At 69.4% G+C, this 22,396-nt stretch carries 26 protein-coding genes and 1 pseudogene; 10 read left to right on the plus strand and 17 right to left on the minus strand.

Going from position 1 to position 22,396, the window contains the following annotated elements; translation table 11 throughout:
- Window positions 1-27 precede the first annotated feature (27 nt).
- Together PBV52_RS45725 and PBV52_RS45730 are read right to left on the minus strand one after the other, a co-directional pair.
- Window positions 28-318, minus strand: a complete 291-nt coding sequence (locus PBV52_RS45725; RefSeq protein ID WP_274247470.1) for a hypothetical protein — start codon at window positions 316-318, stop codon at window positions 28-30.
- A complete protein-coding gene (locus PBV52_RS45730) occupies window positions 315-737 on the minus strand; it encodes a DUF6313 family protein (RefSeq protein ID WP_274247472.1) in 423 nt (140 codons plus the stop codon). Before PBV52_RS45730 ends, PBV52_RS45725 begins: the two co-directional genes overlap by 4 nt.
- A 599-nt stretch (window positions 738-1,336) precedes the next feature.
- On the opposite strand from PBV52_RS45730, the gene PBV52_RS45735 reads away from it, so the two are divergent.
- Both PBV52_RS45735 and PBV52_RS45740 read left to right on the plus strand, forming a co-directional pair.
- Window positions 1,337-2,068: a hypothetical protein gene (locus PBV52_RS45735; protein ID WP_274247474.1), complete on the plus strand. Its 732-nt coding sequence runs from the start codon at window positions 1,337-1,339 to the stop codon at window positions 2,066-2,068.
- A gap of 112 nt (window positions 2,069-2,180) precedes the next feature.
- Window positions 2,181-3,161, plus strand: a complete 981-nt coding sequence (locus tag PBV52_RS45740) for an ATP-dependent DNA ligase (RefSeq protein WP_274247476.1) — start codon at window positions 2,181-2,183, stop codon at window positions 3,159-3,161.
- 238 nt (window positions 3,162-3,399) lie between these two features.
- On the opposite strand, the gene PBV52_RS45745 is transcribed toward PBV52_RS45740, so the two are convergent.
- Entirely contained in the window at window positions 3,400-4,059 is a 660-nt protein-coding gene (locus PBV52_RS45745; RefSeq protein ID WP_274247478.1) for an HNH endonuclease family protein, read from the minus strand.
- 485 nt (window positions 4,060-4,544) lie between these two features.
- Here PBV52_RS45745 and PBV52_RS45750 point away from each other — a divergent pair, with 485 nt between their 5' ends.
- Window positions 4,545-4,727 (plus strand): hypothetical protein, encoded by a 183-nt coding sequence (locus PBV52_RS45750; protein ID WP_274247480.1) that lies wholly within the window; start codon window positions 4,545-4,547, stop codon window positions 4,725-4,727.
- Between the two features lie 3 nt (window positions 4,728-4,730).
- On the opposite strand, the gene PBV52_RS45755 is transcribed toward PBV52_RS45750, so the two are convergent.
- Both PBV52_RS45755 and PBV52_RS45760 read right to left on the minus strand, forming a co-directional pair.
- Window positions 4,731-5,258 carry a hypothetical protein gene (locus PBV52_RS45755; RefSeq protein ID WP_274247482.1) on the minus strand — a complete coding sequence of 176 codons (528 nt, stop codon included), beginning with the start codon at window positions 5,256-5,258 and terminating at the stop codon, window positions 4,731-4,733.
- Complete coding sequence (locus PBV52_RS45760; protein WP_274247484.1) at window positions 5,255-5,578, minus strand: hypothetical protein; 324 nt, start codon at window positions 5,576-5,578, stop codon at window positions 5,255-5,257. The genes PBV52_RS45755 and PBV52_RS45760 overlap by 4 nt, the downstream gene beginning before the upstream one ends.
- Before the next feature lie 76 nt (window positions 5,579-5,654).
- Between PBV52_RS45760 and PBV52_RS45765 the strand changes: the two genes are divergently transcribed.
- Window positions 5,655-5,864 carry a DUF6207 family protein gene (locus PBV52_RS45765; protein ID WP_274247486.1) on the plus strand — a complete coding sequence of 70 codons (210 nt, stop codon included), beginning with the start codon at window positions 5,655-5,657 and terminating at the stop codon, window positions 5,862-5,864.
- Between the two features lie 33 nt (window positions 5,865-5,897).
- Here PBV52_RS45765 and PBV52_RS45770 read toward each other — a convergent pair whose 3' ends face one another.
- Window positions 5,898-7,421, minus strand: a complete 1,524-nt coding sequence (locus tag PBV52_RS45770) for a gamma-glutamyltransferase (protein ID WP_274247488.1) — start codon at window positions 7,419-7,421, stop codon at window positions 5,898-5,900.
- A 133-nt stretch (window positions 7,422-7,554) separates the two neighbouring features.
- Window positions 7,555-8,865, minus strand: a complete 1,311-nt coding sequence (locus tag PBV52_RS45775; protein ID WP_274247490.1) for a hypothetical protein — start codon at window positions 8,863-8,865, stop codon at window positions 7,555-7,557.
- Window positions 8,866-9,108: 243 nt separating this feature from the next.
- Between PBV52_RS45775 and PBV52_RS45780 the strand changes: the two genes are divergently transcribed.
- The 5 genes from PBV52_RS45780 (at window position 9,109) to PBV52_RS45800 (ending at window position 12,201) form a co-directional block, all read left to right on the plus strand.
- Window positions 9,109-9,294, plus strand: coding sequence for a hypothetical protein (locus PBV52_RS45780; protein WP_274247492.1), 186 nt, complete (start codon window positions 9,109-9,111; stop codon window positions 9,292-9,294).
- Between the two features lie 106 nt (window positions 9,295-9,400).
- A complete protein-coding gene (locus PBV52_RS45785; protein WP_274247494.1) occupies window positions 9,401-9,691 on the plus strand; it encodes a hypothetical protein in 291 nt (96 codons plus the stop codon).
- A 15-nt stretch (window positions 9,692-9,706) separates the two neighbouring features.
- The gene (locus PBV52_RS45790) at window positions 9,707-10,525 is read left to right on the plus strand and encodes a DUF317 domain-containing protein (protein ID WP_274247495.1); all 819 of its coding nucleotides are present in this window, start codon (window positions 9,707-9,709) and stop codon (window positions 10,523-10,525) included.
- 533 nt (window positions 10,526-11,058) lie between these two features.
- A complete protein-coding gene (locus PBV52_RS45795) occupies window positions 11,059-11,625 on the plus strand; it encodes a hypothetical protein (RefSeq protein WP_274247497.1) in 567 nt (188 codons plus the stop codon).
- A 57-nt stretch (window positions 11,626-11,682) separates the two neighbouring features.
- On the plus strand, window positions 11,683-12,201 hold the full coding sequence (locus PBV52_RS45800) for a hypothetical protein (protein WP_274247499.1): 519 nt from the start codon (window positions 11,683-11,685) through the stop codon (window positions 12,199-12,201).
- Window positions 12,202-12,555: 354 nt separating this feature from the next.
- Here the strand turns inward: PBV52_RS45800 and PBV52_RS45805 are convergent, their stop codons facing one another.
- The 3 genes from PBV52_RS45805 to PBV52_RS45815 all read right to left on the minus strand — a co-directional run bounded on the left by PBV52_RS45805 (window position 12,556) and on the right by PBV52_RS45815 (window position 15,657).
- Window positions 12,556-13,242 (minus strand): hypothetical protein, encoded by a 687-nt coding sequence (locus PBV52_RS45805; protein ID WP_274247502.1) that lies wholly within the window; start codon window positions 13,240-13,242, stop codon window positions 12,556-12,558.
- A gap of 78 nt (window positions 13,243-13,320) precedes the next feature.
- Window positions 13,321-13,764 carry a hypothetical protein gene (locus tag PBV52_RS45810; RefSeq protein ID WP_274247504.1) on the minus strand — a complete coding sequence of 148 codons (444 nt, stop codon included), beginning with the start codon at window positions 13,762-13,764 and terminating at the stop codon, window positions 13,321-13,323.
- Window positions 13,765-13,908: 144 nt separating this feature from the next.
- Window positions 13,909-15,657, minus strand: coding sequence for a relaxase/mobilization nuclease domain-containing protein (locus PBV52_RS45815; RefSeq protein WP_274247505.1), 1,749 nt, complete (start codon window positions 15,655-15,657; stop codon window positions 13,909-13,911).
- Window positions 15,658-15,738: 81 nt separating this feature from the next.
- On the opposite strand from PBV52_RS45815, the gene PBV52_RS45820 reads away from it, so the two are divergent.
- On the plus strand, window positions 15,739-16,002 hold the full coding sequence (locus tag PBV52_RS45820; protein WP_274247508.1) for a hypothetical protein: 264 nt from the start codon (window positions 15,739-15,741) through the stop codon (window positions 16,000-16,002).
- A 9-nt stretch (window positions 16,003-16,011) separates the two neighbouring features.
- Here the strand turns inward: PBV52_RS45820 and mobC are convergent, their stop codons facing one another.
- The 7 genes and pseudogenes from mobC to PBV52_RS45855 all read right to left on the minus strand — a co-directional run bounded on the left by mobC (window position 16,012) and on the right by PBV52_RS45855 (window position 21,640).
- On the minus strand, window positions 16,012-16,437 hold the full coding sequence (gene mobC / locus PBV52_RS45825) for a plasmid mobilization relaxosome protein MobC (protein WP_274247510.1): 426 nt from the start codon (window positions 16,435-16,437) through the stop codon (window positions 16,012-16,014).
- Window positions 16,438-16,640: 203 nt separating this feature from the next.
- Entirely contained in the window at window positions 16,641-16,874 is a 234-nt protein-coding gene (locus tag PBV52_RS45830; RefSeq protein ID WP_274247512.1) for a hypothetical protein, read from the minus strand.
- A 98-nt stretch (window positions 16,875-16,972) separates the two neighbouring features.
- Complete coding sequence (locus PBV52_RS45835) at window positions 16,973-17,164, minus strand: hypothetical protein (protein ID WP_274247514.1); 192 nt, start codon at window positions 17,162-17,164, stop codon at window positions 16,973-16,975.
- On the minus strand, window positions 17,161-19,017 hold the full coding sequence (locus PBV52_RS45840) for a hypothetical protein (protein WP_274247517.1): 1,857 nt from the start codon (window positions 19,015-19,017) through the stop codon (window positions 17,161-17,163). The genes PBV52_RS45835 and PBV52_RS45840 overlap by 4 nt, the downstream gene beginning before the upstream one ends.
- Window positions 19,018-19,265: 248 nt before the next feature.
- Window positions 19,266-19,889: pseudogene (locus PBV52_RS45845) on the minus strand (WhiB family transcriptional regulator); the annotation flags it as partial.
- A gap of 156 nt (window positions 19,890-20,045) precedes the next feature.
- On the minus strand, window positions 20,046-20,750 hold the full coding sequence (locus tag PBV52_RS45850; protein ID WP_274247521.1) for a hypothetical protein: 705 nt from the start codon (window positions 20,748-20,750) through the stop codon (window positions 20,046-20,048).
- A gap of 2 nt (window positions 20,751-20,752) precedes the next feature.
- The gene (locus PBV52_RS45855; RefSeq protein ID WP_274247522.1) at window positions 20,753-21,640 is read right to left on the minus strand and encodes a helix-turn-helix domain-containing protein; all 888 of its coding nucleotides are present in this window, start codon (window positions 21,638-21,640) and stop codon (window positions 20,753-20,755) included.
- Window positions 21,641-22,396 lie beyond the last annotated feature (756 nt).

Genomic DNA, 22,396 nt, shown 5'->3' on the forward strand with positions numbered 1-22,396 from the left:
GCCTGCTCGCAACTCTCAGTAGTTCGCTCACCGAAGCCTTCCACCGTGAGGCCATCCACAGTACTGCTTCTTCTCGCAATCCCACAGATAGCGCCTTACTTGGTACTCGGCGAGTTTGTCCTGCTCGGCCTCCGTCCTTCCCTGCATGTCCTCTGCTTTGTTCAGAAGGAATAGACCGGTCTGCCTCCAGCACTCAGAGCAGACAAGCCACTCTCCACGCTCCAGCAGGGCTGGGTCCTCCTTGTGTAGGGCCGCGAAGTCGACGGCGAAGGCTCTGTCCTCCCCTCCAGCCATGTACAGCTCCTGGAGTGACCTCATGTCGGCCCCCCAGGCTTGTTGGCCTCCTCTGCCCTCTTGGACAGATCTTCCAAAAGCTCCTTGATGGGGCGCACGCGCCGACTCTCAATCTGGGACGTGACGATGTAGCCCGCGACGCCACCGATAAAGGCGGGCACCAAGAGCCACCCCAGAATTGACAGCGGCCACGTCACTCCTGGCCAGGCAGCATCCTTCGCCGACTCGCGGCCGACCAGGATCTCCCAGGCATCGATGAAGCCGATGCCGAACCCAGCAACGAGATACAGGACGAAGACGACAGAGATCCACTTCCAGGATCTGTACTTCAACCAGTGTTCGAACTTGCCGGCATGCGCCTGGTTCTCGTCTATCCGGTGTTGCAGGCGTTTCAACCACGATCTCTTGTCAGGTCTTGACTGGTGAGGCGTGTGTGTCGCCATCTGAAATAGACCTCTTCGGCACTCGGGGCGCAGCGGCTCACGCCCCTGTGGGGGGGGAGAGGGCGCTAAAGGTAGCGAAACCCGTAAGTCACTCCATTCTGGGCATCCTGCGTATGCTGCGCCTGTCGACCTTGCCCATCCGAGCTGGGCCGACTTCCCGGCGACCCCTATGGGCATAAGCGGGCGTCGACCGCTTCCGTCTGCTGTAGAACCTTGATCGTGCGCCACCGAAGCCCTGGCCGTGAGTGTGCTGATGCCCCCTGGCCTCAGGGCTGGGCGTCCGCGAGGAGCCATGCTTCGGCGTCGGATCGGGTCCTGCCGGACCTCTGCCAGGCGTGATCAGACTCCGATGACGCAAACTCGCGTCCGTCAAAGATCGATGGCACGCGCTCAAGGTTCGCTGGTACAGGGCCCACGAGCCTCGCCACCGACTGCGGTTGACGGCTCCGGTAGTAGGTGTGGAGGTCGTGAACGACCATGCCGCGTACGCCCGTTCGCCTCGCCCCTTCCGAGACGCTCGGCGCATCCCCGCCGGCGGCGGCAGCTCCTGCGGTCGCCGAGGGACAGGCGTGCCGCACGTGCCTCGCTACGCTGCCGCAGTGATCGAGTCCTCCTCGCTGCCCGGCGATCCCACCGAGCTCCACCTACGGATCTCCTTCGATGACGAACTGTGGGATACCCCGCAGGCCGACACGCTGGAGCGGTGGACCGTCGCTATCCTGCACCGCCGACGTACACATGACGGAGCTCAAGGCCCGGCGGCGGGCAGCGCCTGCGACACCGCGGACTGCCCGTCGTGCACGACGGAGGATGTCGCCGTCGGAGAGATGACCTTCTACCGGGTGCATCTCGACCGCGGCCGGAATGCCTACTGGGCCATGGCAGAGGAATCCGAGGAGCTGTACGAGACCGCTCAGATCCTCCTCGATGCCGATACGGGCTCGTTCACGAGCGAGGTCAGCAAGCGGCTGGAGTACGTCGGGTCCGCCCTGCTCGTCATGGACCGGGTGACCCTTGAGCCCCAGTGGCGCGGCCACGGGCTGGCTCCCGTACTCGCTATTGAGGCGATCCACCGGCTCATGGCCGGTTGCCGGGCCATTGCCTGTTCGCCCGGCGTTACCGACCTCAGCAGCCAGCGTCTGACGGACAGGTCGGAGTGGGACCGCGTGAACGCCAAGATCACTCAGGGGTGGGAGCGGATCGGGTTCCGCCTGTACCGCGACAACGTCTATCTCCTGTCGCCGGCCTCGCAGGACCTGGAGGAGCAGCGCGGCGTACTTCGTGGGCAGCTCGCGGAACTCGGCGCGTCCTGGCGGACCACGATCTCCTGATGGACTCCGCTGCCGACGTACACACCGCGCACCCGGACAAGGCCCTGCCGCCAATCCGCTGACCGGGCGACACTGCCCCCCCTCGCCTGCTCACGGTGGAACACCTTCGACCATGCCCTCGACCTGGTCCCTGCCGGAGCCGATGCTCGCCACCCCCACATCCGACCCCGTGCTCCACCCGGAACACGCGGCCGAACCGAAATGGGACGGCTACCGGGCGCTGCTGGGACGGTGGCCCGGCGACCGGGTCCTGATCCGTTCCCGCCGAGGCGGGAACCTGACGGCGGCCTTTCCCGAGATCGCCGCCGCGGCCTCGCAGCTGCCCGACGACACGGCGCTCGACGGGGAACTGGTGGTGTGGGAGAGCGACCGGCTGTCCTTCGAGCGTCTTCAGCAGCGTGCGCACCGCAGGGCGGCGACCGCTGTCCGTGCGGCCGAGCAGTGGCCGGCCCACTTTGTCGCCTTCGACCTGCTGCGGGCAGGCGCCGACCTGACCGCGCAGCCCTACCGGACTCGACGTGCGGCACTGGAACAGCTCTTCGCCGACCACCGCCTACAGGCCCCCTGGACCCTGTGTCCCTCCACCACCGACCCGAAGCAGGCCACCGAGTGGCTGGAGTGGTCGACGGTCGGACTGGAGGGGCTCGTCTTCAAGCGCCTGGACCAGCGGTACCTGCCCGGGTTCAGGGCGTGGCGTAAATACCGGTCCCGGCACACGACCGAGGCCGTGATCGGCGCGGTCACCGGTGCCCCGACCGCACCCACCACGGCCCTGCTCGGCCGCCTCGACGCCGACGGCCGACTCCAGTACGTCGGACGCACCACCGTCCTGAACCTGGCCGTCCGCCAAACCCTGGCCGCCGAACTCCAACAGGGCGGACCCGCACACCCGTGGACGGGCTGGACGTTCAGTGCGAGCTGGGGGTCGCGGGAGCAACTCACCGTACGGCTGGTCGAGCCGGTTGTCGTCGCGGAGGTCGCGGTCGACGTGTCCCTGGACGCGGCCGGCCGCTGGCGCCACCCCGTGCGGCTGGAGCGTGTCAGGAGCGATCTGACTCCCGATGACGTGCCGCTGTTCGGGCAAGAACCCTGACCCCGGACAGCTCCCTGCCGGACGCTCCCACTCCGTCGCCCCGTCCGCCGGTCTGGAGGGCCGCCAGGCCGGCGCCGGCGGGCGCGGAGAGTGCCCGGCACAAGCTCGCTCGTCGACGGACGCCTCATCCACGCACGACGCGGCCCCATCCGCTCCAGCGGTTCGGCCATACAGCACCCCCGCACGCCCGAGCCCCCGGCGGCCCGCGCGAGGTGGCCGCCGGGAACTGGCGGCACGGTCAGGCGGCGGGTTCGTATGTCACGGCCTGGGCAGGGCAGTCCGAGGCCATACCCTCCAAGGCACCCAATTCGGCTTCGTCGACGGCCAGGCTCCAGCGGAGCTTTGTTCCCACCCACTCAGCGGCATACCGGCAGTGCACGTCGGCGGCCGGCGGCAGCCAATCGGCCGGGTCCTGGTCGGCTTTGCTCCGGTTGGAGCGTGCGGTGACGGCGACGAGGGAGGGCGCGGCGCCCTGGTCGTTGGCGTACGCCTCGCGGCGCTGCGCGGTCCAGGCGGAGGCACCGCTGTCCCAGGCTTCGGCGAGGGGCACCATGTGGTCGATGTCGAGACCGGACGCCGACGTCACGACGGTGGTGTCGTAGTACGAGAACCAACTTCCGCCGGTTAGGCGGCAGCCGGGACCGACGGTGGGCGGGGTGACCGCTTCGTGGAGGAGGACTTCGGCGCGGGTGTTGCAGCCGTCGGCCGGGTCGTCGCCAGCGTTCCAGTGGCGGAACTTGTTGCGGCTGTAGCCGTCGCGGGACTCAGTGGCCACAGGCAAGTTGGCTACTGCTTCGGCGAGGGGCAGGGTCTGTGCGGCGTGGGCAGGAGCGGAGACGATGACCGGAAGGACGAGGAGAGCGGCGGCAGCGAGGCTGCGCAGGACAGCGTTGACCATGTGCCGTTGATAGCCGTGCTCCAGGGGGCGTGATCAGCGGTTTCCCGGGGGCGCCGCCCGTGTGGGTGGAAAGGTCATACCGGAGAAACGAAATGTCTGCGGCTCGGCGACGGGGCCTTGGTGCCGACGCCGCGGCCTGCCCTTCTGCTCCCGAGGCACAGCTCCGGTCACGTTGGAGTGGGTGACGGCACGAGGCGCGTCCCGCGGGAAGGGAGGCTCCTCATCACACCCTCGGAGAAGTAACCCGAAAGAATGACTACAAGTCGATCTATTCCGAGGGTCGATGAAATCGACGGACCAGCGATGCGGATCCGATGCGTTGCGTACGACGCTGTCGGCCGTCCGTCTGCTCACCGCCCGGATGATCTCGTGCAAGAACTTCCGCGGGCCGCCCCGGGCGGCCGTCGTGGGGCAGCTGGGATACTCCCGCTATGGATCAGTCGAGGGGGAACGCGGGCCAGCGCTCAACGCCGTGGTGGTACCGCATGCCGCGGTACCTCTTCTCTGTCGTCGCTGCCGTGGTCGCATGCGCGATCTACGGGTGGGGCTCGCAGTCCGTAGTCGTCTCGGTCGTCGTAGGCGTAGTTACGGCGTATGCCGCGGCGTTCGTGCGCGGGATGGCGCAGGCCGCGTACGACGAGCGGCACGGGCAGAACCGGCAGACCTGACGGCTACGCGGCATCCATGGCGGCGGCTGCGGCGGCGTCGGCAGCCGCGAGGGCCAGCAGGTCGACGGCGGCTCCGGGGTTGCCGCGCGCAATGCCACGGGACATGCCGTCCCAGCGCGGACGGGGCCGGGACGGCGGGAGGTCGTCGACGTCGTCGGGCGGCTCCGGCGGCCACAGACGGGTCAGCCACAGCCACATTGCGCCCGGAGGGTCCCCCGCAGCGGGCACGGGTGCTTCCGGGCGGGTGTCGAGGCTGTACGCCAGGTCCTCGCCGACCAGCGTCACGGCCAGATCCCGTATGTGTCCCGGGCCGCGCTCGCAGTGCTGCTGCAGTTCTTCAAGCGGCACATTCTCAGGGGCGCGGCCCGTCTGCTGGGCGAGTGCCTGGAGGACGACGGCGAGGACGCCACGGATGCCGACATAGTCCCAGTGGAGCTCCGTGCACAACGCGGGTGGCTGACCCGCAGCGCCGATTCGCCCGGCGCGGGCCAGCGCCTGCTCCCACCCGTCAGCTGTCGCGTAGGGATTCATGACCGTCGGACGCCTGCGAGCACCACCAGGTCCAGCACATCCCCCAGTGCGGCCTGCACCGCACGCCGGTCCTCCGCGTTGGTGCCGCTCATGCCGTCCAGCAGGTACCCGCACCGAGCCGCGACGGGCGCGAGACGTGACCCGGCCCCTTCCGGGCCGGCCGCCCGTAGCCCGGCGCGGATAGTCTCCGCGCTCGCCCGGCCCTCTGTCTGCACCGCCACGCCGATCGCACGGTCGTACTCATCCGGCACCCATGCTCCGGTGTCGAGATCCTCCTGGAGCTGTGCGAGTGCGGCCAGCACCGCCTCAGTCGTCGCCATGGCTGCGACCATACTCGGTCGGGTGAAGATGCCGGGGTGAGGAAACCGCCGCCGCTGCCGGAGCGTATTGCAGTGCATGAAGCCGATCAGTGAAGCGCATGTGGCGGAGCCGGGTCTGGCCGTGGTGGAGATCGCGGCCTGCGACGACCAGACCGCGTTCGCCGTCCAGCAGCTGCTCGCCGCGCGGTGTGCGATCGCGCCGGCAGACCGCACGACCCGAGAGCCCGGCGAGCCCGGTATACGGCTGCGCTGCTTCCTGGACCTGCGTCAGGCGCCCGACCCGTAGGTCTGCCTCCGGGCGCCGCTCCGGGCAGAACAACTAAGCACGCGCCGGGGGCAGATCGTAACGGCTGACGGCCAGGTACGTTTCCGGCGTCGCCGCTTCGAGGAGAGCCTCGTCTCCCTTCAGGTCGAGTTCCGGCTCCTCGGGGCGGCGCAGTAGGTCACTCCAGTCGCTCGTCGCACCCCGTTCGTAGGCGTCGCGGAGCAGGGGACGCAGCCGTGGGCGGGCTTCCTCCTGCTGTTCGCGGAAGATCCGCCGCTGGGTGAGTCGCTGTTCTTCCTGGTCTTCGTCGCTGAGTTCCATGTCGGCGGCCGGCTGGTCTTCGGCGCGCAGTCCTGGGGTGCGCTGGGCGATGGCGAGGTCCTCTTCGTGGAGGCGCTCGCATGTGGAGAACAGCTGACGGGACATGCCGAGGCGGACCTCGGTTCCAGGGATTCGGCAGCTCAGGAAGTCGTCGAGGCCCATGGAGCGGATTCCGGCGCGCAGGGTGTGGGGCTCGGCGTGGGGTGCTGCACCGCGGGCATCGGCCCGCATGGCGCGAGTGAGGCTGTCGTGTTCCAGCGGCGTGGTCAGCCCGGAGCGCCGGTGACGGGAAGCGCGGTCGGCGGGAACGGGCACGGTGCGCAACTGCGAGGCGGGAGCCGAGCGCAGCGCCAGGTAGGCGAGCATCTGGGCGCGTGCCGCGCCGATGAGTGCGTCGTCGCTGTCGCCGAGGTGGTCTTCCAGGTTGCCTGGGCCAGCCGCCTCGTCGTCGGGTCCGGATCCGGCAGGAGTGAGGGGCGGCTGGCCGGGGTGGAGGTTGTGGTCGATGGTGAGGAAGAGATCGTCACCGGGCCGCACGGACGCCCCAACCAGGATGGTGCGGTGCGCGTACGCACCGAGGACCTTGCTGCCGGCCGCCAGCTGAGCCCACCCCTTGCGGAGCGTGCCGAGACCCACGTCGCCGCCCTTGGCCTCAATCAGCCAGTACAGCTCTTCCGCCTCGTGGCGCCCCCACAGGTCGGGCAGCTTCTTCTTCGGGTCCTTGAACGTGTTGTACAGAGCAGGGACGGGGCCGCCGAGTTCGAGATGCTCGGTCTGGCCCAGGCCCAGCAACGAGCGGCAGGCCCACTCAGTCATCGTCATGCCCAGCCGGTAGCCAGCGGCATTCTTCGCGCTGCGCTCGGTGCCGTGCGCGTAGACCGGGTTCCAGGTAAGGCGCCGGCCCTTGGCTCCCGGTATGGGATGCCGGGGCTCCACGGGGTGCGCGCCGAGGTAGGCGTACAGCGGAGAGACCCGGGCGACCAGTTCCCCGTGTGCGTAGCGCGGCTGGTTCTGCAGGTGCGGGGTGACGTCGCGGCCGACTTCGGTAGCGGCCTTGATGATCTCCCGCCACGTGGTGGTCGGGGCGTACCAACCGTCGGCCGCCGGGAAACCGTCAGACCCGTCCCACGCCTTGTGCTTGGCCGTCCGCCACTGCCTCCGAGGCTTCTTGGCCGGCCCCGTTCGGAACAGAACCGGTACGTCGAAGCTGTCGGCGTAGGTCAGCGGCGGTTCGTCGGGGACGTCTCCAGGGATCATGGGAAGACTCTGGCACGGGCCGGAACCCTCCTCGCCGCCTGGGTATCGGGCCGCCAACCTGCATGGCCTCGTAGCCATCTCCTAAGGAACCCCGAGCACTTGCCCCGTTCCCTGTCGCCTCACGCTGCACTGCTCACGGTCGGTTGGGCCAGAAGATCGATAGGGGGAGTCGGACGGAGGGCAGCTGTACCGCCTGAATCGGACCGAGAGCGGCTGCTGCGGCGCGAAGCGCTTCGTCGAAGGAGCCGAAGCCGAGGACTTCAGCAGAACAGACAGAACAGTCACCGCGGCGACGGACGTGGCCTGCGCTGGCATCCCCCGAACCTCGGACGTGCGCAAAGGCATCGTCGGGGAAGTCGGCCCGTACCGCATGCCATACCCCGGCGCGTTCGCCGTCGGGCAGCCCCGCTGCCACCGCTGGCCGCATCGGCGGCAGAAGGCGTCCGTGGTTCTGGATGAGGAACACCCGGTCCGTGAAGTCGACGCTGTCACCCTCGGGTCGCTCCCCTTCCAGCCACGTCCGGGCCTCCTCACGGGTACCGGGACCCCACAGATAGTCCGTCGGGAACCGGGTGGTCTCGTAGCGGGTATCGAACTCCGCCCAGTGATCGTCATTCCAGCGGCTGTTCGGGATGAAAGGGATGGCACGCACCACGATGTGCTGATACTCGCCATCTTGCTCTTCCGGTGGGTCGGGGACGAAGAGCGCACCAGCGGGTTCCATCCGCGCTCGCCCCAGCCCGTTCCAGCTCAGCACAGCGATCTCGCGGTGCAAAGGAGCCGGGTACAAGCGCCCACCCGGAGTGGCCCGCCCCCACAGCTGGTTGATGAGTTCTGCCAGGTCTCGAACGGTTCGAGCCGCCTCGACAGGGGTGTCGACATGATGGCCGGACGGATGCGCAACGTAGTTGCGGAGCTTGGCCAGCGCCTCCTCGACTGAACGACTGCGCCGCCCGCGGAGCAAGCCCGCCGTACGCGCCCACCGGCGAAGGCCGTACAGCGTGCCGTTGAACTCGATGCCGTTCGTGGCGACGACCAGCTTCGCGCGTCGTCGAGCCATCCTGTCCGCGAGTTTCTTGACCTCGTCGTACGACGCGACGGCGACGGTCACCTCCGGGTCCTGGGGGAAGCGGAAGGTGATGCTGCCACCGCACCATTCCATGAAACGGTCGCGCAACGCCTGCTCGAAGACGAGGAGCGCCTGGTCGCCGACCATGGTGTACACGTCGTAGCAGAGCACGCCGTAGGCGAAAACGGTGCGCAGCCGCTCGAAGGAGTCACGTGTTCCTGCCGCGACACCTTCCACCAGGTCGCAGTCGGCGATCTGCCGCTGTTGGAACTCCACGGCGTCCTCGGGTCTCATGCGGCTGCCGAGCCCATAGGGGTTGAACGCCAGCGACAGGTTGTCCGCAGCTCGCAAATCCTCAAGCGATCGGATCTCCATGTACTTCTCCTCACTATGGGAAACCGGCCAGGATGCACCTAGTGGCACACGAGCGGCCACCCCTTTCCCTGAACGTGTGACTTCGTGAGTTCGCTCGGGATGACTCGCTGGGAAAGCAGTTCGCCGGGGGCAGACAGGAAAGATCGCGGAAAGACTGGCCAACGTGCGTGAAGGCATGTCAACGTAGACGACCTTGCAAGAAACCCCAGGTCAGAGAGATGAAGACCCGTCAGCGTAGCGTCCGTGGGTCGCGGTTTCTCCACTACCGTCGAAGCCCTGCAGCTGCGCAAAAGGCGGCTCGGTCCTTGCCAGCCCACTCTGGTCCTGGAGCAGCTTTCCGCGGAGGACTTCCATTTATCGTTCGACACCGAGACACCGGCCGACGTCGCCGCCATAGCGTGCGTGCTGGAGACCTCACGGCTCCTATGACAGCGCCGACATAGACAGGCAGCCCTCGCCCTGTGAGCGGCCCGTATGTCGGCTGCCGACCCGCTCCACTGCTCCCCGTCTTTCCTCGTACCCCAGGAGGCTGTTCGTGACGTCCCCGGAGATGACCGTCGGTGATCTCATTGACCTGTTGTCCAGTTGCGACCGGAGTGCTCCGGTTCGCCAGGCCATGAACCCGTTCTTTCCGATGGCACACCGCTTGGCGCAGGTCGTGCAGTCCGTGGACGAGATCGGCCGAACCGTCGTCTACCTCGCCGAAGGACGCGACGAGGACGCACAGCTCGGCCACCTGCCGCCCGAAGTCGCCGTCGCCCTGACGTGGCAGGGCCCCGTCCAGGCACCCCCGCGCCGCCCCCGCCGCCGTGCCGGCGGCAGCTAGACCCGCACCGAGCCCTTGGAGGCGCCCCTGTACCCCGACTTCCCGCTCGACCCGACCACTCCGCGCGGCGGCCAGCCCGCGTTCTGGGTCGGTCCCCGGCATCTGGCCGGTGACGACGGGCGCCTCTACGACGGTGTTGCCGACACGCTCACTGGTCTGGGCTGGACGAGCCTGACGATCGTTCGCGGCCGGCACGAACCGTACGAGGAACCGGAGGACCGCCAGGTCCTGCGCAGCACCGTCCTGCACATCAGCCCCGATGCCCTTCGCTGGGCCCAGTGGAGCCTGGCGGACGAGCCGTTCCACCTGGGAGAGCTGCCGATCGCCTGGCAGATCTCCGCACGCGCGGACACCAGCAGTCCGCTCGCGTCGTGGTCGTCCTACTTCACCCCCGATGTCCCCGGCGAGGCCGTGTCCGACTTCCTCGTCGCACTCGACGCCCGCGACCAGCCCGCCGTACCATTCGCCGGACCCGAGCTGGTCCTCGACGCCGTCGCCGCACACGGATGGTTGCGCGACATCGACCAGCCCCAGATGGCGGCGACGGACCCGACGTTCACCTCGCATATCAGCCTCGGCGAGGTACCGCCCCTCATCCAGGACGCCGACCCGCGCGCCCTGACCACCGACACCAACGTGGCGGGTCTAGTCGGATGGCAGGCATGGGCTGAGCCCGCGCTCGGCGCACCGTGCCTGTGGGCGGCCTCCTTCTCCGCCAGCGTCCCGCACGACCTCGTGGCAGCCTTCGCCGCCTCCCTCAGCTCGACCGCACCGGTCCTGCGACGGGTGCTGCCCGAGGCCACTCGGGAGCGACTCCTGCGGGCGCCGGCCTAGCAATCGACGGCGCCCCTCAGCCAGACAGAAGAAGCCCGGTCCTCCCGAATGGAGGCCGGGCTCCTGGCTTTCCCTCCGGTGCGCGGGCGAGCCATCGAGTCAGAGGAGAGGGCTCGTGCGACGAGCACAAGGTGTCTGGCCTGCCCAGTACCGGGGATCACCTTCGGATCTTAAGGTGACAGCGGCCACCTCGGATTCCCACCTACGGCCAGCTACGGCGTCACTCTGTGTCCTCGTCCTTGGCCTCCAGCGCTCCTCGCGCCAGCGGATGAACGAGGCGTAGGACGCCCGGAAATCCTGATAGGCAGCGCTGTAGTCGATCCGCCGCTCGGGACTGTCGTCACCGATGAGCGCATACTGTCTTAGTGATCGGATGCACGGTCACCGAGCGCCCACCGCAACCCTCAGAGTTGGGGGGCGGTTCACTCGCGGCAGCCCGCTGCTTTTCACGATCTGTGCGATGTTGCCCATGGTGCAGGCCGGGACTGACACCCTGCCACGGGGAAACGGTCCATCGGGCATGATCACCCGTCATGGACCCCGCTGTGATAGCTGCCATCGTCACCAGCCCAACCGCCCTGATCGCTGCTGCCGCCGCGTACGCCGCGGGACGCCATCAGGCTCGTGGAGCCCACCGCGGCCCGGTGGACGCCGTGCGTCGACAGCACCAGCGGGACGCGTACGCTGCCTTTCTGGAAGCTGCGAATACGTACGCGTTCGAGAATCAGGCGACCCGGAGCCTGAGGCAGGCACGCGAGGAGATCCCTGAAAGGGGGGACCGGCGGCTCCACCGGGATCGCGTCGCCCAGCGTGTTAGAGAACTCCGCTCGCAAGCCGCGGATGCGGTTGATCCTCTGCGGCGCGCGCTCCCCGTGGTTCAGCTCGAAGGCCCCGAACACATCGCCGAACTCGCCCAAGAGGTCTTCTCGGCAGTCATTATGGTGCGTTTCGCGGCCCACGCGCGTAACCATGGGGACTCCGACGAAATCGCCAATGCCAACTCCACACGGAGCTTTGGTGAGGAATATCAGCGGCTCACGGACGCGATCACCGCGTACACGACTGCTGCCCGCGACTACCTCAACACCGGGAGCAGTTAGCGGGAATGACGGCCGCAAGAGCAGTAGGAAAGGACCGCTGCGGCAGGATCAATCGTCATGGACCCTGCCGTCATAGCCGCGTTGATCACCACTCCCACCGCCGTCCTCGCTGCCGCAGTCGCCTACGCCGCGGGCCGCGCCCAAGCGCGGGCGGCGCACCGCGGCCCCGTGGACGCCGTCCGTCGGCAACACCAGCGCGAGGCATACGCCGCTCTCGTTGCCGAGGTCGCCAAGTACGAGAACCACATGTTCCGGGTGTACCTCGGCACCATCAACCCCGGGATGCAACGCCACTGGAACGACACCCTCACCACCCAGGACAACGAAGCCCTCGTCTTCGCCGCCGCAGCCGTCCGACTTGAAGGACCCCTGCACCTCGCCGACCTGGCTCACGGGCTCGAACTCGCCTCGAACCACGTCTACGGCGCCGTGCTGGAACTCCAGCACGCCGAGGACCCCGTCGCCTCTCCCGCGAACAACAAGTTCGACGAGCGCCACAACACCCTTAAGGAAAGGGCGAAGACGTTCGTCGAAGCCGCTAGCGCACACCTCAACAATTCCAGAGGTCGCTCATAGCCGGTCCCTGAGCCACCCAAGTCAGTCAGAGGCGACGAGCGCGGCTACAGGCGGGATGCCACCGGCCGACACCTGACATCCGGCTCACCTTGGTGTGCAATTGACGGCCGCACGCGCCGTGGGTACACGAAAGCCCCGCACCCGAAGGAGGGAGACGGCCTTGTTTGGACCGTCGGGCCGGTGTTTCAGGTCCGAGATCATGTGACGCCGAAGATGCCGAGCACCGCCATCAACTCCTTGGGGTGTGCAGCATGGTGCACGTTCCGTTGAGGCCCTCCGGACCGTGCAGCGGCGGGAGTCGCACAGCACTGCTGCCCCGACCATCGCGGCCGGGGCAGCAGCGTCGGCCGTCGGTCAGCGGGCTGCCATGGCCTTGGTGAGGGCCTTGTCGAGGTGGCGGTCGACGAGGGCCGGGGAGCCGGAGACGACCAGCAGCAGGCTGCCGTCGCGAATCGCGGTCTGCTTGACCACGGTGCTCCGTGCGCCCGTGGAGAACGTCAGGAGCTGGCTCCATTGCTCGTCACCGAGGCCGTCGGGTGTCGGCAGCTTCTGCGAGGCCATGTCGATCGGGGTGCCGCCCGCGACGACCTGATAGGTCGGGCAGCCGCTCATGGCGTCGAAGATCCGGCCGATGCCGTCGGACAGCTTGTTCGCGCTGTCGCTGTATAGCTCTTCCGAGACCTCGGAGCTACTGCCGCCGTAGGTGAAGGTGGCCTTCGCTTTGCGCGGGAAGGTGAGCGTGCCGCCGCTGGCCGCGTCGCCGCCCAGCTTGCTCAGGGCTGGGCAGCCGATGACGGTGACGTCGTCGTGCCGGGCGGGGCGCTCTGGCTTGCGCAGGTAGCCGCTGCCAAGGTCGTTCTCGTCGAGCAGACGGGTCTCCAGCGCGGCCGACGAGAGGACGGACGTCTCCCGGTCCGCGGCGGCAGGCTTCCCGGTACGGGCGGAGGGGGAGGTGTCGGGCTTGCTGTCGGTGGAGCAGGCGGGCACGGCGAGGAGGGCGGCGGTGATGCCGAGGGCGGTGGTGGCGACGCGAACGCGCATGACGGAACTGACCCCTTGGTGCTGGACGACGGGTGGTCAGTGCGGGCCCGTGGGCCCGGTGGGTCGTAGGAGTGGGGGTCAGTGCCCGAGGTGGCGCAGGCAGTCCTCGAACGTGGCGTGCGTCGCGTCCGCCGGCCCGGAGTTCCGGTTGAACCAGGCGGTGTCGAGGCGGGTCTCCTGCTGCTGGTGGCCGGCCCGACACCGCAGCCAGATCTGGTCGTGGGTGGAGAGGATGAGCCAGTCCCGATACGCGTCGCACTCGGCGCAGGCGACCATCTCACCGTCGAGGACGATCGGCTGCCTCCACGGCATCATCTTGCCGTCGACCTGGTCGTGGCTGGGCACCCGCAGCTCCGGCGGAAGGAAGTCGTCCACCACCGCGGTCGGCTCATTAAGATCCGGCTCGGCTGGCGGCATCCCGATCCCCGGCGGGACCTGGTCCTGCAGCCGCTGGTACAGCTCGGCGAATTGCCGCTGCGCCTCGCTTGGCTCCGCCGATTGGCGGCGTATTCGGTGAAACACCCTGACGTTCTCCCTCGCCTTGTCCTGCTCGCTTCATGATCGTGCCTTATGGCGCCGGAGGCTTCAATTCACAAAGTCAACAGTCGCCTTCGAGGAGGTCAGGTGGTGTTGCCCTGGTGTGATCCCGCCTCTCCTCCGTGCTGCTTACCTGGCCTTGCCTGCCGTGCCCTCCTGGCTGCGGCGTCGGCCAGGTGCTGAGGGCCGGGATGCCGCCCCGCGGGTCGTGGACGGGTCCTTCGCTGTGCCGTTCGCGGGCAGTTGAGATGCGTCGGTGGGCAAGTCGGCCATCCGCCGCATCCGCCACACCAGCACATCGCTCACCGAGTCCGCGGTGTCGAGTTCGCGACTCTCGACCGCGTCGGACAGGAGGGTGGCTGGGGTGTAGCCGGCGGCTTCGGCATCTGCGATGGTGGCGGCCAGGGCGTACCAGCCGGGCTCGGCGAGGATGTGCTCGGCCAGGTCGGGAAGGGTCTCGCGCAGCATGACCGTTTGTCGCTGGAGCAGGGGCCGGTTCAGGCGCCGGCCTCGCTGGTAGAGCACGCCGAGGGGCTGGGCGGCGGCTTCCTGGTAGGCGGAGCGCAGGTGCTCGGCGGCCTGGCGGGCGGCGGCGGCCTGTTGGGCGTGCCCCTTCTTCGCGTGCCAGTGCACGGTTGCGGTGATGAGGAAGAACAGCATGTCGATCGCCATCGCGGTGCTCGCGCCGTCCTCGCCGCGGCCGAGGGCGGGGCCGCCGTGGACGAGGTCGCGGGCGGCCTGGCGCAGGGCCCGGTCGTGTCCGCGTACGGCGCGGACGTGGGAGCGCGAGGCCCGTTCGAAGGCCGTTGCGGCATCACGCAGTTCGCGGCGGGTGTGGGCGGCGGACGTCTTCGCGAGGGCGTCGAGGACCTCGCCGGCCGCCGCGATGTGTGCGGCAGCGACCGCATCGTCGCCCTGTTCGACGACGAGCACGGCCTGCCACGCGGCCGAGGCCGTCCCGCGGCGTGCAGATGCCGGAGTGACCGGCCCCGTACGGACCGCACCTTCTGGTTGAGGAGTCGGGTTGTCCTGGTCCTGGGCGTCTGCGGACCAGCGCTCCCGGATGCGGGGCAGCGAGAGGTCGGGGGCGAGGCGCGCGCCGGGGTAGAACACCGGCTCGCCGTCCTTATTCAGGTCGTCCGGCAGGGCGACCTTGTATCCGAGGAGGTCCCCGGAGGGCGCGGCGCGTTGACGGATCAGGAGGCCGGCGCCGGCGAGTCGGTCGAAGAACTCTGCCTCGCTCTTCGCGCCGGCCACGGCCCGGCGCACTGTCTCGCGCAGTTCGTCGCGGGCGGTGAGTTCGCGGCCCTGGCGATCGGCCTTGTGGCGTTCGGCGCTGGTGGGGCGCTTCGCGCCCGTGCCGTCCCCCTTGTTGAGGCGGCGCAGGCCCAGTTCTGCTTCGAGGGCGCGGGCTTGGGCCTGGACGCGGACGGCGTCGTTGTCGAGGTCCGGTTTGTACCCGTCCTCGCGGACGAGGGTGGCGATGATGTGGATGTGGTCGTTGGCGTGCCGGACCGCTGCCCACCGGCAGCCTGCGCCCGTCTCGGGGTCGTCGATACCGGCAGCGGCGACCATGCGACGGGCGACCTCGCCCCACTCCTCGTCCGTCAGGATCCGGTCCTCGGCGCCGTTGCGCACGGACAGATGCCACACGTGCTTCTTCGGCCGGTCGGCTTGGTCGACGTTCTCGACGGGCTGGTCCAGGAGCTGCTGGAGCTGCTTGAGGGTGGCGGCGGCGTCGCGGCCGGGGTCGGGAGCGTTGTGATCCCAGGAGGCAACCAGGTGCGGGTCGGTGTGCTCCTCGAACTTGCCCGGCCCGTACAGGTAGTAGAGGAGGCCGATGGTGCGCTTGCCGCGCTTCTGAATCCGGGGAATCATGCTGTCCTTTGACGATTGATCAACTGGGCTGGCCAGCGGGAAAGAGACGTTCCACGCGCTGGTGGCGGGAAGCCCCGACGCATGAGCTGGATGTCGCCGCTGGTGTGCTGCTGGGCGTCCTGCTCGGTGTCGGCGCGACGGCGCTGGCCGGACCGTCGGCGATGGCGACAGGAGGCAGTCACACGCCTGCTGGAACTGCGTACGGCGCTGTACGCCGAGTACTTGGTCGCGGGTGAGGAAACGCGAAGGGACCTGCTGCGCGTGCTGCGGATCACAGTGGCCGAGGCAGCGGTCCGGCGCGACGTCCGCGGCCTGCTGGTCGGCAACGCCTCGTGGTCTGCCTGAGCAGATCGGTCAATCCTGGGCAAGCATCCGGTCGGTGACCGCCTGCACGCGGGCGACCGCGCGCTGAACGGCCGAGATGACGGCGTCGAGTTCCGATGGCTGTCCGCCGCTGTTGAGGGCACGGGCGACCTGGTTCAAGTTGTTGCCGACTTGCCCGAGATGACGGCGCGAGGCGAACAGCTCGGCTACCAGGTCTCGGTGGCCTGCGATGACCGCAGCGGTGTTCTCGGCGTCGTCGGCGGCGGCGAGGCCGGCACGCACGAGGTAGGCGGGCAGGCTCTTGCGTGACGTACGTGCTGCGCTGGTCAGCCGACCCCACTCGTCGTCATTCAGACGGACGTTGCAGATGCGTGCGCGCTTGTTCTTCTGTGGGGAGCGCTTACGAGCGGTCGACGCTGGAGCGGCACTCGCGTCGCTTCGCGGCTGCTTCTCCACCCCTGGCTGCGATCCGCCCTCGGTCGCCGCCTGACGGTCCAGCGCCCCCCGGTGCTGGACCGCTCCCGCCACCCCTGGGGCGGGAGATGGCCAAGCTGCCTTCCCCGACGGGGAAGAGTAGCTTGGCCGATAACTTGCTCGCCCCGAGACCGAGTTGAGGTCGCGAGCAGGTTCCGGGGCCGTGCTTTTGTCGTTCGGGTTCGTCACCGCCCACCGCCCTGAGCGTCGTGGATGATCTCCAGGATGTATAGGACGAAGTCGAAGGCATCGTCCACGTCGGTGAGGTGATGTATCTGCTCGGCGGGGGAGATTTGGACGAACCACTGGCCTTCCGGGCCGTCCACGGCCGAGTGGAGCAGGCCGTACTGGAGGAAGGTGTTCAGGAAGGCCCAGATCAGGCGGTGCTCGGCCTGGTCGGGTACGGCTGCATGCGTCATGGTGTGTTCCTTTTGCGGCTGGGCTGTGGCCCGGCACGTGGCCGGACCACCGAGTTGATTGAGGCAGGAGGGGCGCTTGGCCTGCGGTTTTGCCGACGTCAGCCGCACTCGGGGCAGCGCTCGAAGTGCTGGCCGAGGGCCTTGGCCATACGGGACTTGACGGCGACGGCGTTGGTCGCGCTCGTCTTCGCCGCTGGCGTGCCCTCGTGAAGCTGGGAGTGGTTGCGCAGGAACGCGATGTCCTGCTCGTAGCCGCCCTTGATGCGCTCGAAGCGCTCGCAGGTCTTCATCGGGTCTTCCTTCTGGTTTCTCGGGGCAGGTGAGCGAGCGCCGGGTCCGCGTACAGGGCGGCCTGCAGGTCGCTGAAGAGCGCGTGGCTGATGCTGATGTTGTGGCGCCGCAGGTGCGGTCGTATGGCCCGCCGGGTCATCCGGCCTTCTTCGAGGGCGGCTTTGCGAGCGACCTCGACCTTCACCTCCCACGGAACCTCGTCCTCCTGGTCCGCAGGCTTGGTCCGCGGCGCGTCCGGTGAGCCGCTGTGGTCCGTGGCCCGTGCTCCATTCGGTCCGCCGGAGGAGTCGTCCTCGTCGTGGTCGGCAGGCCGGTCCGGTGCGGGGTTGGTCCGCTGGTCCGGAGCCGGGGCGTCGTGGTCCGCAAGGGCGGACTTGGTCGGCTGGTCCGTGGTCCGCTCGGCGTGGTCCGTGGTGCGCAGACGGTCCTGGTCCGCCGCAGAACCGTGGTCCGCGCCCGCCGCACCAGGCTCCTCGGCCGGTCCGCTCTCGTGGTCCGCGTGCTCGTAGTCCGACGAAAGTGAGAGGCTGTCAGCCGTGTGACCTGCGGCGATGCTGGTCCGCTTCTCGCGTGTGGCCTCCTGCTGATCAGAGGCGGTCCGCCGGTCCGCGGCAGGCGCGTCGTGGTCCGCCGCCTGGTCCGCGTTGTCGGGTGCGGTGGTGGTCCGCTGGTCCGGAGCCGGGGCTATCTGGTCCGCGGAGGCGGGTTTGGTTGGCTGGTCCGTGGTCCGTCGGTGGCCTTGGTCCGCAGGGGCGTCGTGGTCCGCGCTGGCCGGACCATGCTTTTGGGCTGCTTGGAGCGTGGGGTCTGCGTGGTCGGGAGCGGGGTTGGTCCGCTGGTCTGGCGTCTGGGCGGGGCCGACTTGGGGGACCGGTCCCCTCGGGGTGCTCGGTCCCCGGTCCCCGTCCAACTCGTCGGGACCGTGGGGACCGCCTACGGGGACCGGCGCCCTCGAGGCTGACTGCGAGGGGACCGTGGCTGCCGTTGCGGTGCTCTGCACTGGGGACCAGGGCGAGGGCAGCGGGACCGTAGCGAGCGCGAGTGCGTGCCGGCGGGCGGCGAGCTGGTCGAGCATGTTCGCGCGCTGGAGGGGGTCGGTGCCGACCGAGGCCCTGCCGACCGCCTTCGACAGGCGCCGCGTGAGCCGCCGGCCGCGCCAGCTCCGCTGCTGCTTGGGTGTGCGCTCGGCGAGGCGGGCGGCGAGGGCGACCGCGCGGCTGGTGGCCCGGTCCCGGGTGATCTGCGCGGCGTCGCGGTCTCGCGCGGCGATGCCGAGGCGGGACAGGAGGCGCTCGCGTGCCTCCCGGCCCAGGACGGCGATCAGCCCGTGGGAGGCGGCGCCCGGGGTGCGCAGGCGCAGCTCGATCCCCATCGCGAGGTGCCACAGCATCGCCGCCATGACCGGCCCGACGAACGCCCTGACCGTGCCGCCGACGGGACCGCTCTCGGCGTAGGCGGGGATCACCTGCACTCCGGTGATCACCCAGACCAGCGTGCCTGGTAGCCCAGGAGCACCCTGGGTGGCCAGGTTCTGGCGCGCCATCAGCGCGGTCGCGAAGAGCGCCAGCTCGGCCGCGGCAAACATGCCTACCCGCTCGGCGGTGCCAGCCATGTCGAGGTAGTCGGCGGCGAACCGCCAGCTCGTGTCCGCGCTGTAGGCGGTACAGCCGAGGGCAGCAACGGCAGCAACCTTGACCGCCGGACCGCCGAGACGTTTCTGCGGATGTGTACCCCGTCGCCGGATCGCCCAGACGGCCAGGGCCAGGGCGAACACGGCGGCAGTGGTGCCGATGCCGATGAGCAAGGACGGATGCGGGGTGGTACCGAAGGACACCGGGATGAGGTGTGTCATGCAGCCTTTCCAGCAGGGGCGTGCGCCAAGGGCGCTTCCGGGAAGGAGAGTTGGTACCAGCTTTCGGGTCGGGTGACTCCAGGCCCTGCTGCGCGACCTTCGAGGGGCTTGACCGGGGGTGAGGAGTGGCACCGTTTTTGCGGTGGCTGGTCTGGCGGGGAGGCGGGGCCGGAACTCACGGGGACCGGCCTGAGCACATCCGCCGTGGGGCCGGTGTCCGCCGGCAGGGTAGGACCGCTGGCCGTTTCGGGAGCAGCTGATGCCGGCTTCGCCCCTCGGCCTACCGGCTGCTGTGTGCCGGGCTTGGCTGGCGCGGGGCTGCATGCTGCCGGGGTGCTCTTCTTCTTCCGCTTCTTCTTGGGCTGCGGCACGCCGTACTTGCGGTCGCGGTCGAAGACCTTGTTGGCGGCCTGCCGGAGCAGGTCACGGGCGTGCTTTTTGCTGATCTGCAGGGCTGAGGCGAGCCGGGCGGGCCGCCATCCGCGTACGTAGGCGTGGTCGATGACGACCTGCCGCTCGGCCTCAGTGAGATGGACGTCGCGTCCCTGGAAGAAGGCGGTCACGCGCCGGTAGTCGAGACGCTGCGGCAGGCCGTCGTGCAGGGGACGCCGCTCGTCTTCGGTGAGGCCGCCCCAGATGCCCTCCTTGAGGACGTTCTCCAGGGCAAAGTCGAGGCAGTCGCGGCGTACGGGGCACCAGCCGCACAGCTCCTTCGCCTCCGCGATGTCCTCGTGATCCCGGGGCCCGGGGAAGAACACCGCGTCGGCGTCCTCGACGTCCATGCCATGGCACGCTCCGCGGGTGTGCCAGTTGGTGTCTGCGATGCCGCGCAGGCTGCTGGCCGGCGCGTCGTGGGTGGTGATGTGGCGCAAGGGGTTCTCCGATGTGCTGCCGCGTCGGCCGCTCATTGGGGCGTAGGAGGGACGTGGCGTCGGGTGCCGGTTGCGGTGCGCGGGCGTGCGCTGCAGCCGGGGCGGGATGGCGGGGCGGCGGTGCACCGGACCAGATGCACCGGCCTTGCGCGCCGGTCAGGCCAGGGCGGGCGGCTGGACCTGCTTGGCCTGCTGGACGGCGAAGTCGAGGCGGCCGGGGTGTGGGGTCGCGCGCGGAGCGGTTGCGCGGACCCCGTCGTCGGGGCCGATCCGCCGACGGCGACAGGGCTCGCCGGGCTGGGCCTGGCACCACGCGCAGCGCACGCTCAGGGCATCGGGCTGGCCCTGGGCGATGGCCGCCTCGCGCGCCGCCCGGGCAGGCCGGTAGGGCGCCAGGGCTGCTCGGGCAGCGGGCGGGATGCAGGAGCCGACCTCCCGCAACCTCGCCTCCAGCCTCGGGTCGATCCCGTCGCGACCGGAGGTGATCGCCCGGGCCTGCGCAGGCTGCGCGGTGCCGACGGCGACAGCGCGGCGGGTGCCGACTAGCTCGGCGGTCCAGGCAGCCTGGTCGTCCGGGTCGGCGGACGGCGTGGGGTCCGAGTGCCGGGCCAGACGATCGCGCCGGTAGCTCTCCCAGGGACGGGCCACATCCGCAGGCAGGATCTGGTACGGCGAGATGCGGATGTGCTGGCGTGCGGCGACGCAGGCGTCCCAGCCGTGCGGGGTGGCCATCGGCACGTCGCCGAGCAGCTCGTGCCACTGGGCGAGCTGGTCGCGGGCCTCGCCCTGGTCGGTGCGGATGGTGCGGGGGTCGAGTCGGCCGATGTAGGCCAGCAGGGCGGCGATTTCACGGCGGTCCACGGTCAGCCCTCCGTTCCGGTCGGCTCATCGAGAGCGGCGAGAAGGGCGGCGGTGTGGGCCTCGGCCCGAGTCATGCCGCCCGGCTGAGCGGGGCCCTTGCCGGGCACTGCGTAGAGGTTCGGGCGGCCCGGTGCGTGCTCCCGGGCGATCCACGAGCGCCAGTCGGCAGCCCAGGCCGCCGCCGGCCTCGGCTTGAAGGCAGCACGGTGGGCACGCCACTTCGCGTCTGCGGCCTGCAGGCCCTGCTCGCCGAGGCGGTCGATGTGTCCCTGCTGGCGGATCCAGGCGTGGGTGGCTGGGTCGATCCGCCACTCGGCAGCCGAGGTGACGGCCGTACCACCACTGCTGTACCTACGGTTCAAATCAGGTTCACTACGGTTCTGTGTGCCGGTTTCCGGTACATCGCTGTATCGGTTTCCGGTACGCCGAGGTGCCCGTTTCCGTCGGGACCTGCCGGATTCCGGCACTGCCGGTTTCCGCACCCTCGCCGGGGATTCCGGCACCTCACGGGGGCGGATTCCGCACCGCCGCAGAGCCGAGATCCGCAGCGCCGGGGTGGCCTCGGGCCCCTCCGCCGGCGCCTCGTCGGCTTCCTCGTCCTCCGTGGTCTTTGCTACGGCCTTGGCGGCGAGGGGGAGCCGATAGACGGTGCTGCGCTGCGGGCCGGTGAGGTCGTCGAGCTGCTCCAGCTCACCGGCGTGGACCAGGCGGTCGATGGCTTCGCGCACCGTGGAGACGGAAGCGCGCGTGCGCTTGGCCAGGCTCGACAGCGAGGCCCAGGAGACGCACTGCTCGTCGGACACCCGGTCGGCGATCGACAGCAGGACCAGACGCGCGGTCCCCCGGCTGGAGCTGTGCTCCCACACCCACTCGCGGGCTTCGCTGCTCATCGGCCGCTCACGACGAGCGGGCGTGGCTGGCGGCCCGCCGGGGCAGGGATGGTGTGTTCCGGCTCGAGGCGCTGAGGCGCCGAGGCGGAGGTGGCTGACGCGCAGGCCAGGTGGAAGGGCCTTTTGCGCAGGGCAGGAGGCATGCGATACTCCCCGTTGCAGTGTTGCCACGCTGACGCGCCCCTCGGAAGGACTCAGCGTGGTGTTGGTCGGCAACCTCCGCCCCTGCCGGGGCGGGTACGCCACTTAGCGTTCGGCGTCCGTGAGTTACCGCTCTCGGGCGCCGTCGTTGTGTTCGGACCTGCTATCGGTTTGGTTCCTGCTGTGCTCCTCACGTCCTCGGCCGGGGGACGACGAACATACGCACGGACCTGTGTCAAGATCCAGACTTGGTTCTCAAACTCTGTACTAGTCGCCCGTGCGGGCGGGCGGTGCGCGACACGGTCGCGGGCCCCTCGGAGTCCCATGGGTGGACAGGGCAGATGCGAGGTGTCCGCAGGCGTTGCGGCCCAGCAGGGGGGGCAGAGGCAAGCGTTCCGGCAACTTCCCCTTCGGCCCCGGCCGAGGCGACGAGGCGTCAGGCGCCGAGACGGATGCTCGGCGAGAGATGACGAACGTTGCGGGCGCCGCGACAAGATCCAGACCTAGCTCAAGGCTGCGGCACAAGTCGCGGGAGCTCGGTCTCAAACGACGCGCGCACCGAGCGGGCGGGCCGCTGGGCTTAAGAGGTGTTGCGGCATGGTCGGGACTTCCTGA

It is taken from the genome of Streptomyces sp. T12 (assembly GCF_028736035.1).
Classification (GTDB): Bacteria; Actinomycetota; Actinomycetes; order Streptomycetales; family Streptomycetaceae; genus Streptomyces.

Coding starts and splice junctions, on each gene's coding strand:
- PBV52_RS45725 (WP_274247470.1), bottom strand. CDS start 318: ATGAGGTCACTCCAGGAGCTGTACATGGCTGGAGGGGAGGACAGAGCC.
- PBV52_RS45730 (WP_274247472.1), bottom strand. CDS start 737: ATGGCGACACACACGCCTCACCAGTCAAGACCTGACAAGAGATCGTGG.
- PBV52_RS45740 (WP_274247476.1), top strand. CDS start 2,181: ATGCCCTCGACCTGGTCCCTGCCGGAGCCGATGCTCGCCACCCCCACA.
- PBV52_RS45745 (WP_274247478.1), bottom strand. CDS start 4,059: ATGGTCAACGCTGTCCTGCGCAGCCTCGCTGCCGCCGCTCTCCTCGTC.
- PBV52_RS45750 (WP_274247480.1), top strand. CDS start 4,545: ATGCCGCGGTACCTCTTCTCTGTCGTCGCTGCCGTGGTCGCATGCGCG.
- PBV52_RS45755 (WP_274247482.1), bottom strand. CDS start 5,258: ATGAATCCCTACGCGACAGCTGACGGGTGGGAGCAGGCGCTGGCCCGC.
- PBV52_RS45760 (WP_274247484.1), bottom strand. CDS start 5,578: ATGGCGACGACTGAGGCGGTGCTGGCCGCACTCGCACAGCTCCAGGAG.
- PBV52_RS45765 (WP_274247486.1), top strand. CDS start 5,655: ATGAAGCCGATCAGTGAAGCGCATGTGGCGGAGCCGGGTCTGGCCGTG.
- PBV52_RS45770 (WP_274247488.1), bottom strand. CDS start 7,421: ATGATCCCTGGAGACGTCCCCGACGAACCGCCGCTGACCTACGCCGAC.
- PBV52_RS45775 (WP_274247490.1), bottom strand. CDS start 8,865: ATGGAGATCCGATCGCTTGAGGATTTGCGAGCTGCGGACAACCTGTCG.
- PBV52_RS45795 (WP_274247497.1), top strand. CDS start 11,059: ATGGACCCCGCTGTGATAGCTGCCATCGTCACCAGCCCAACCGCCCTG.
- PBV52_RS45800 (WP_274247499.1), top strand. CDS start 11,683: ATGGACCCTGCCGTCATAGCCGCGTTGATCACCACTCCCACCGCCGTC.
- PBV52_RS45805 (WP_274247502.1), bottom strand. CDS start 13,242: ATGCGCGTTCGCGTCGCCACCACCGCCCTCGGCATCACCGCCGCCCTC.
- PBV52_RS45815 (WP_274247505.1), bottom strand. CDS start 15,657: ATGATTCCCCGGATTCAGAAGCGCGGCAAGCGCACCATCGGCCTCCTC.
- PBV52_RS45820 (WP_274247508.1), top strand. CDS start 15,739: ATGAGCTGGATGTCGCCGCTGGTGTGCTGCTGGGCGTCCTGCTCGGTG.
- PBV52_RS45830 (WP_274247512.1), bottom strand. CDS start 16,874: ATGACGCATGCAGCCGTACCCGACCAGGCCGAGCACCGCCTGATCTGG.
- PBV52_RS45835 (WP_274247514.1), bottom strand. CDS start 17,164: ATGAAGACCTGCGAGCGCTTCGAGCGCATCAAGGGCGGCTACGAGCAG.
- PBV52_RS45840 (WP_274247517.1), bottom strand. CDS start 19,017: ATGACACACCTCATCCCGGTGTCCTTCGGTACCACCCCGCATCCGTCC.
- PBV52_RS45855 (WP_274247522.1), bottom strand. CDS start 21,640: ATGAGCAGCGAAGCCCGCGAGTGGGTGTGGGAGCACAGCTCCAGCCGG.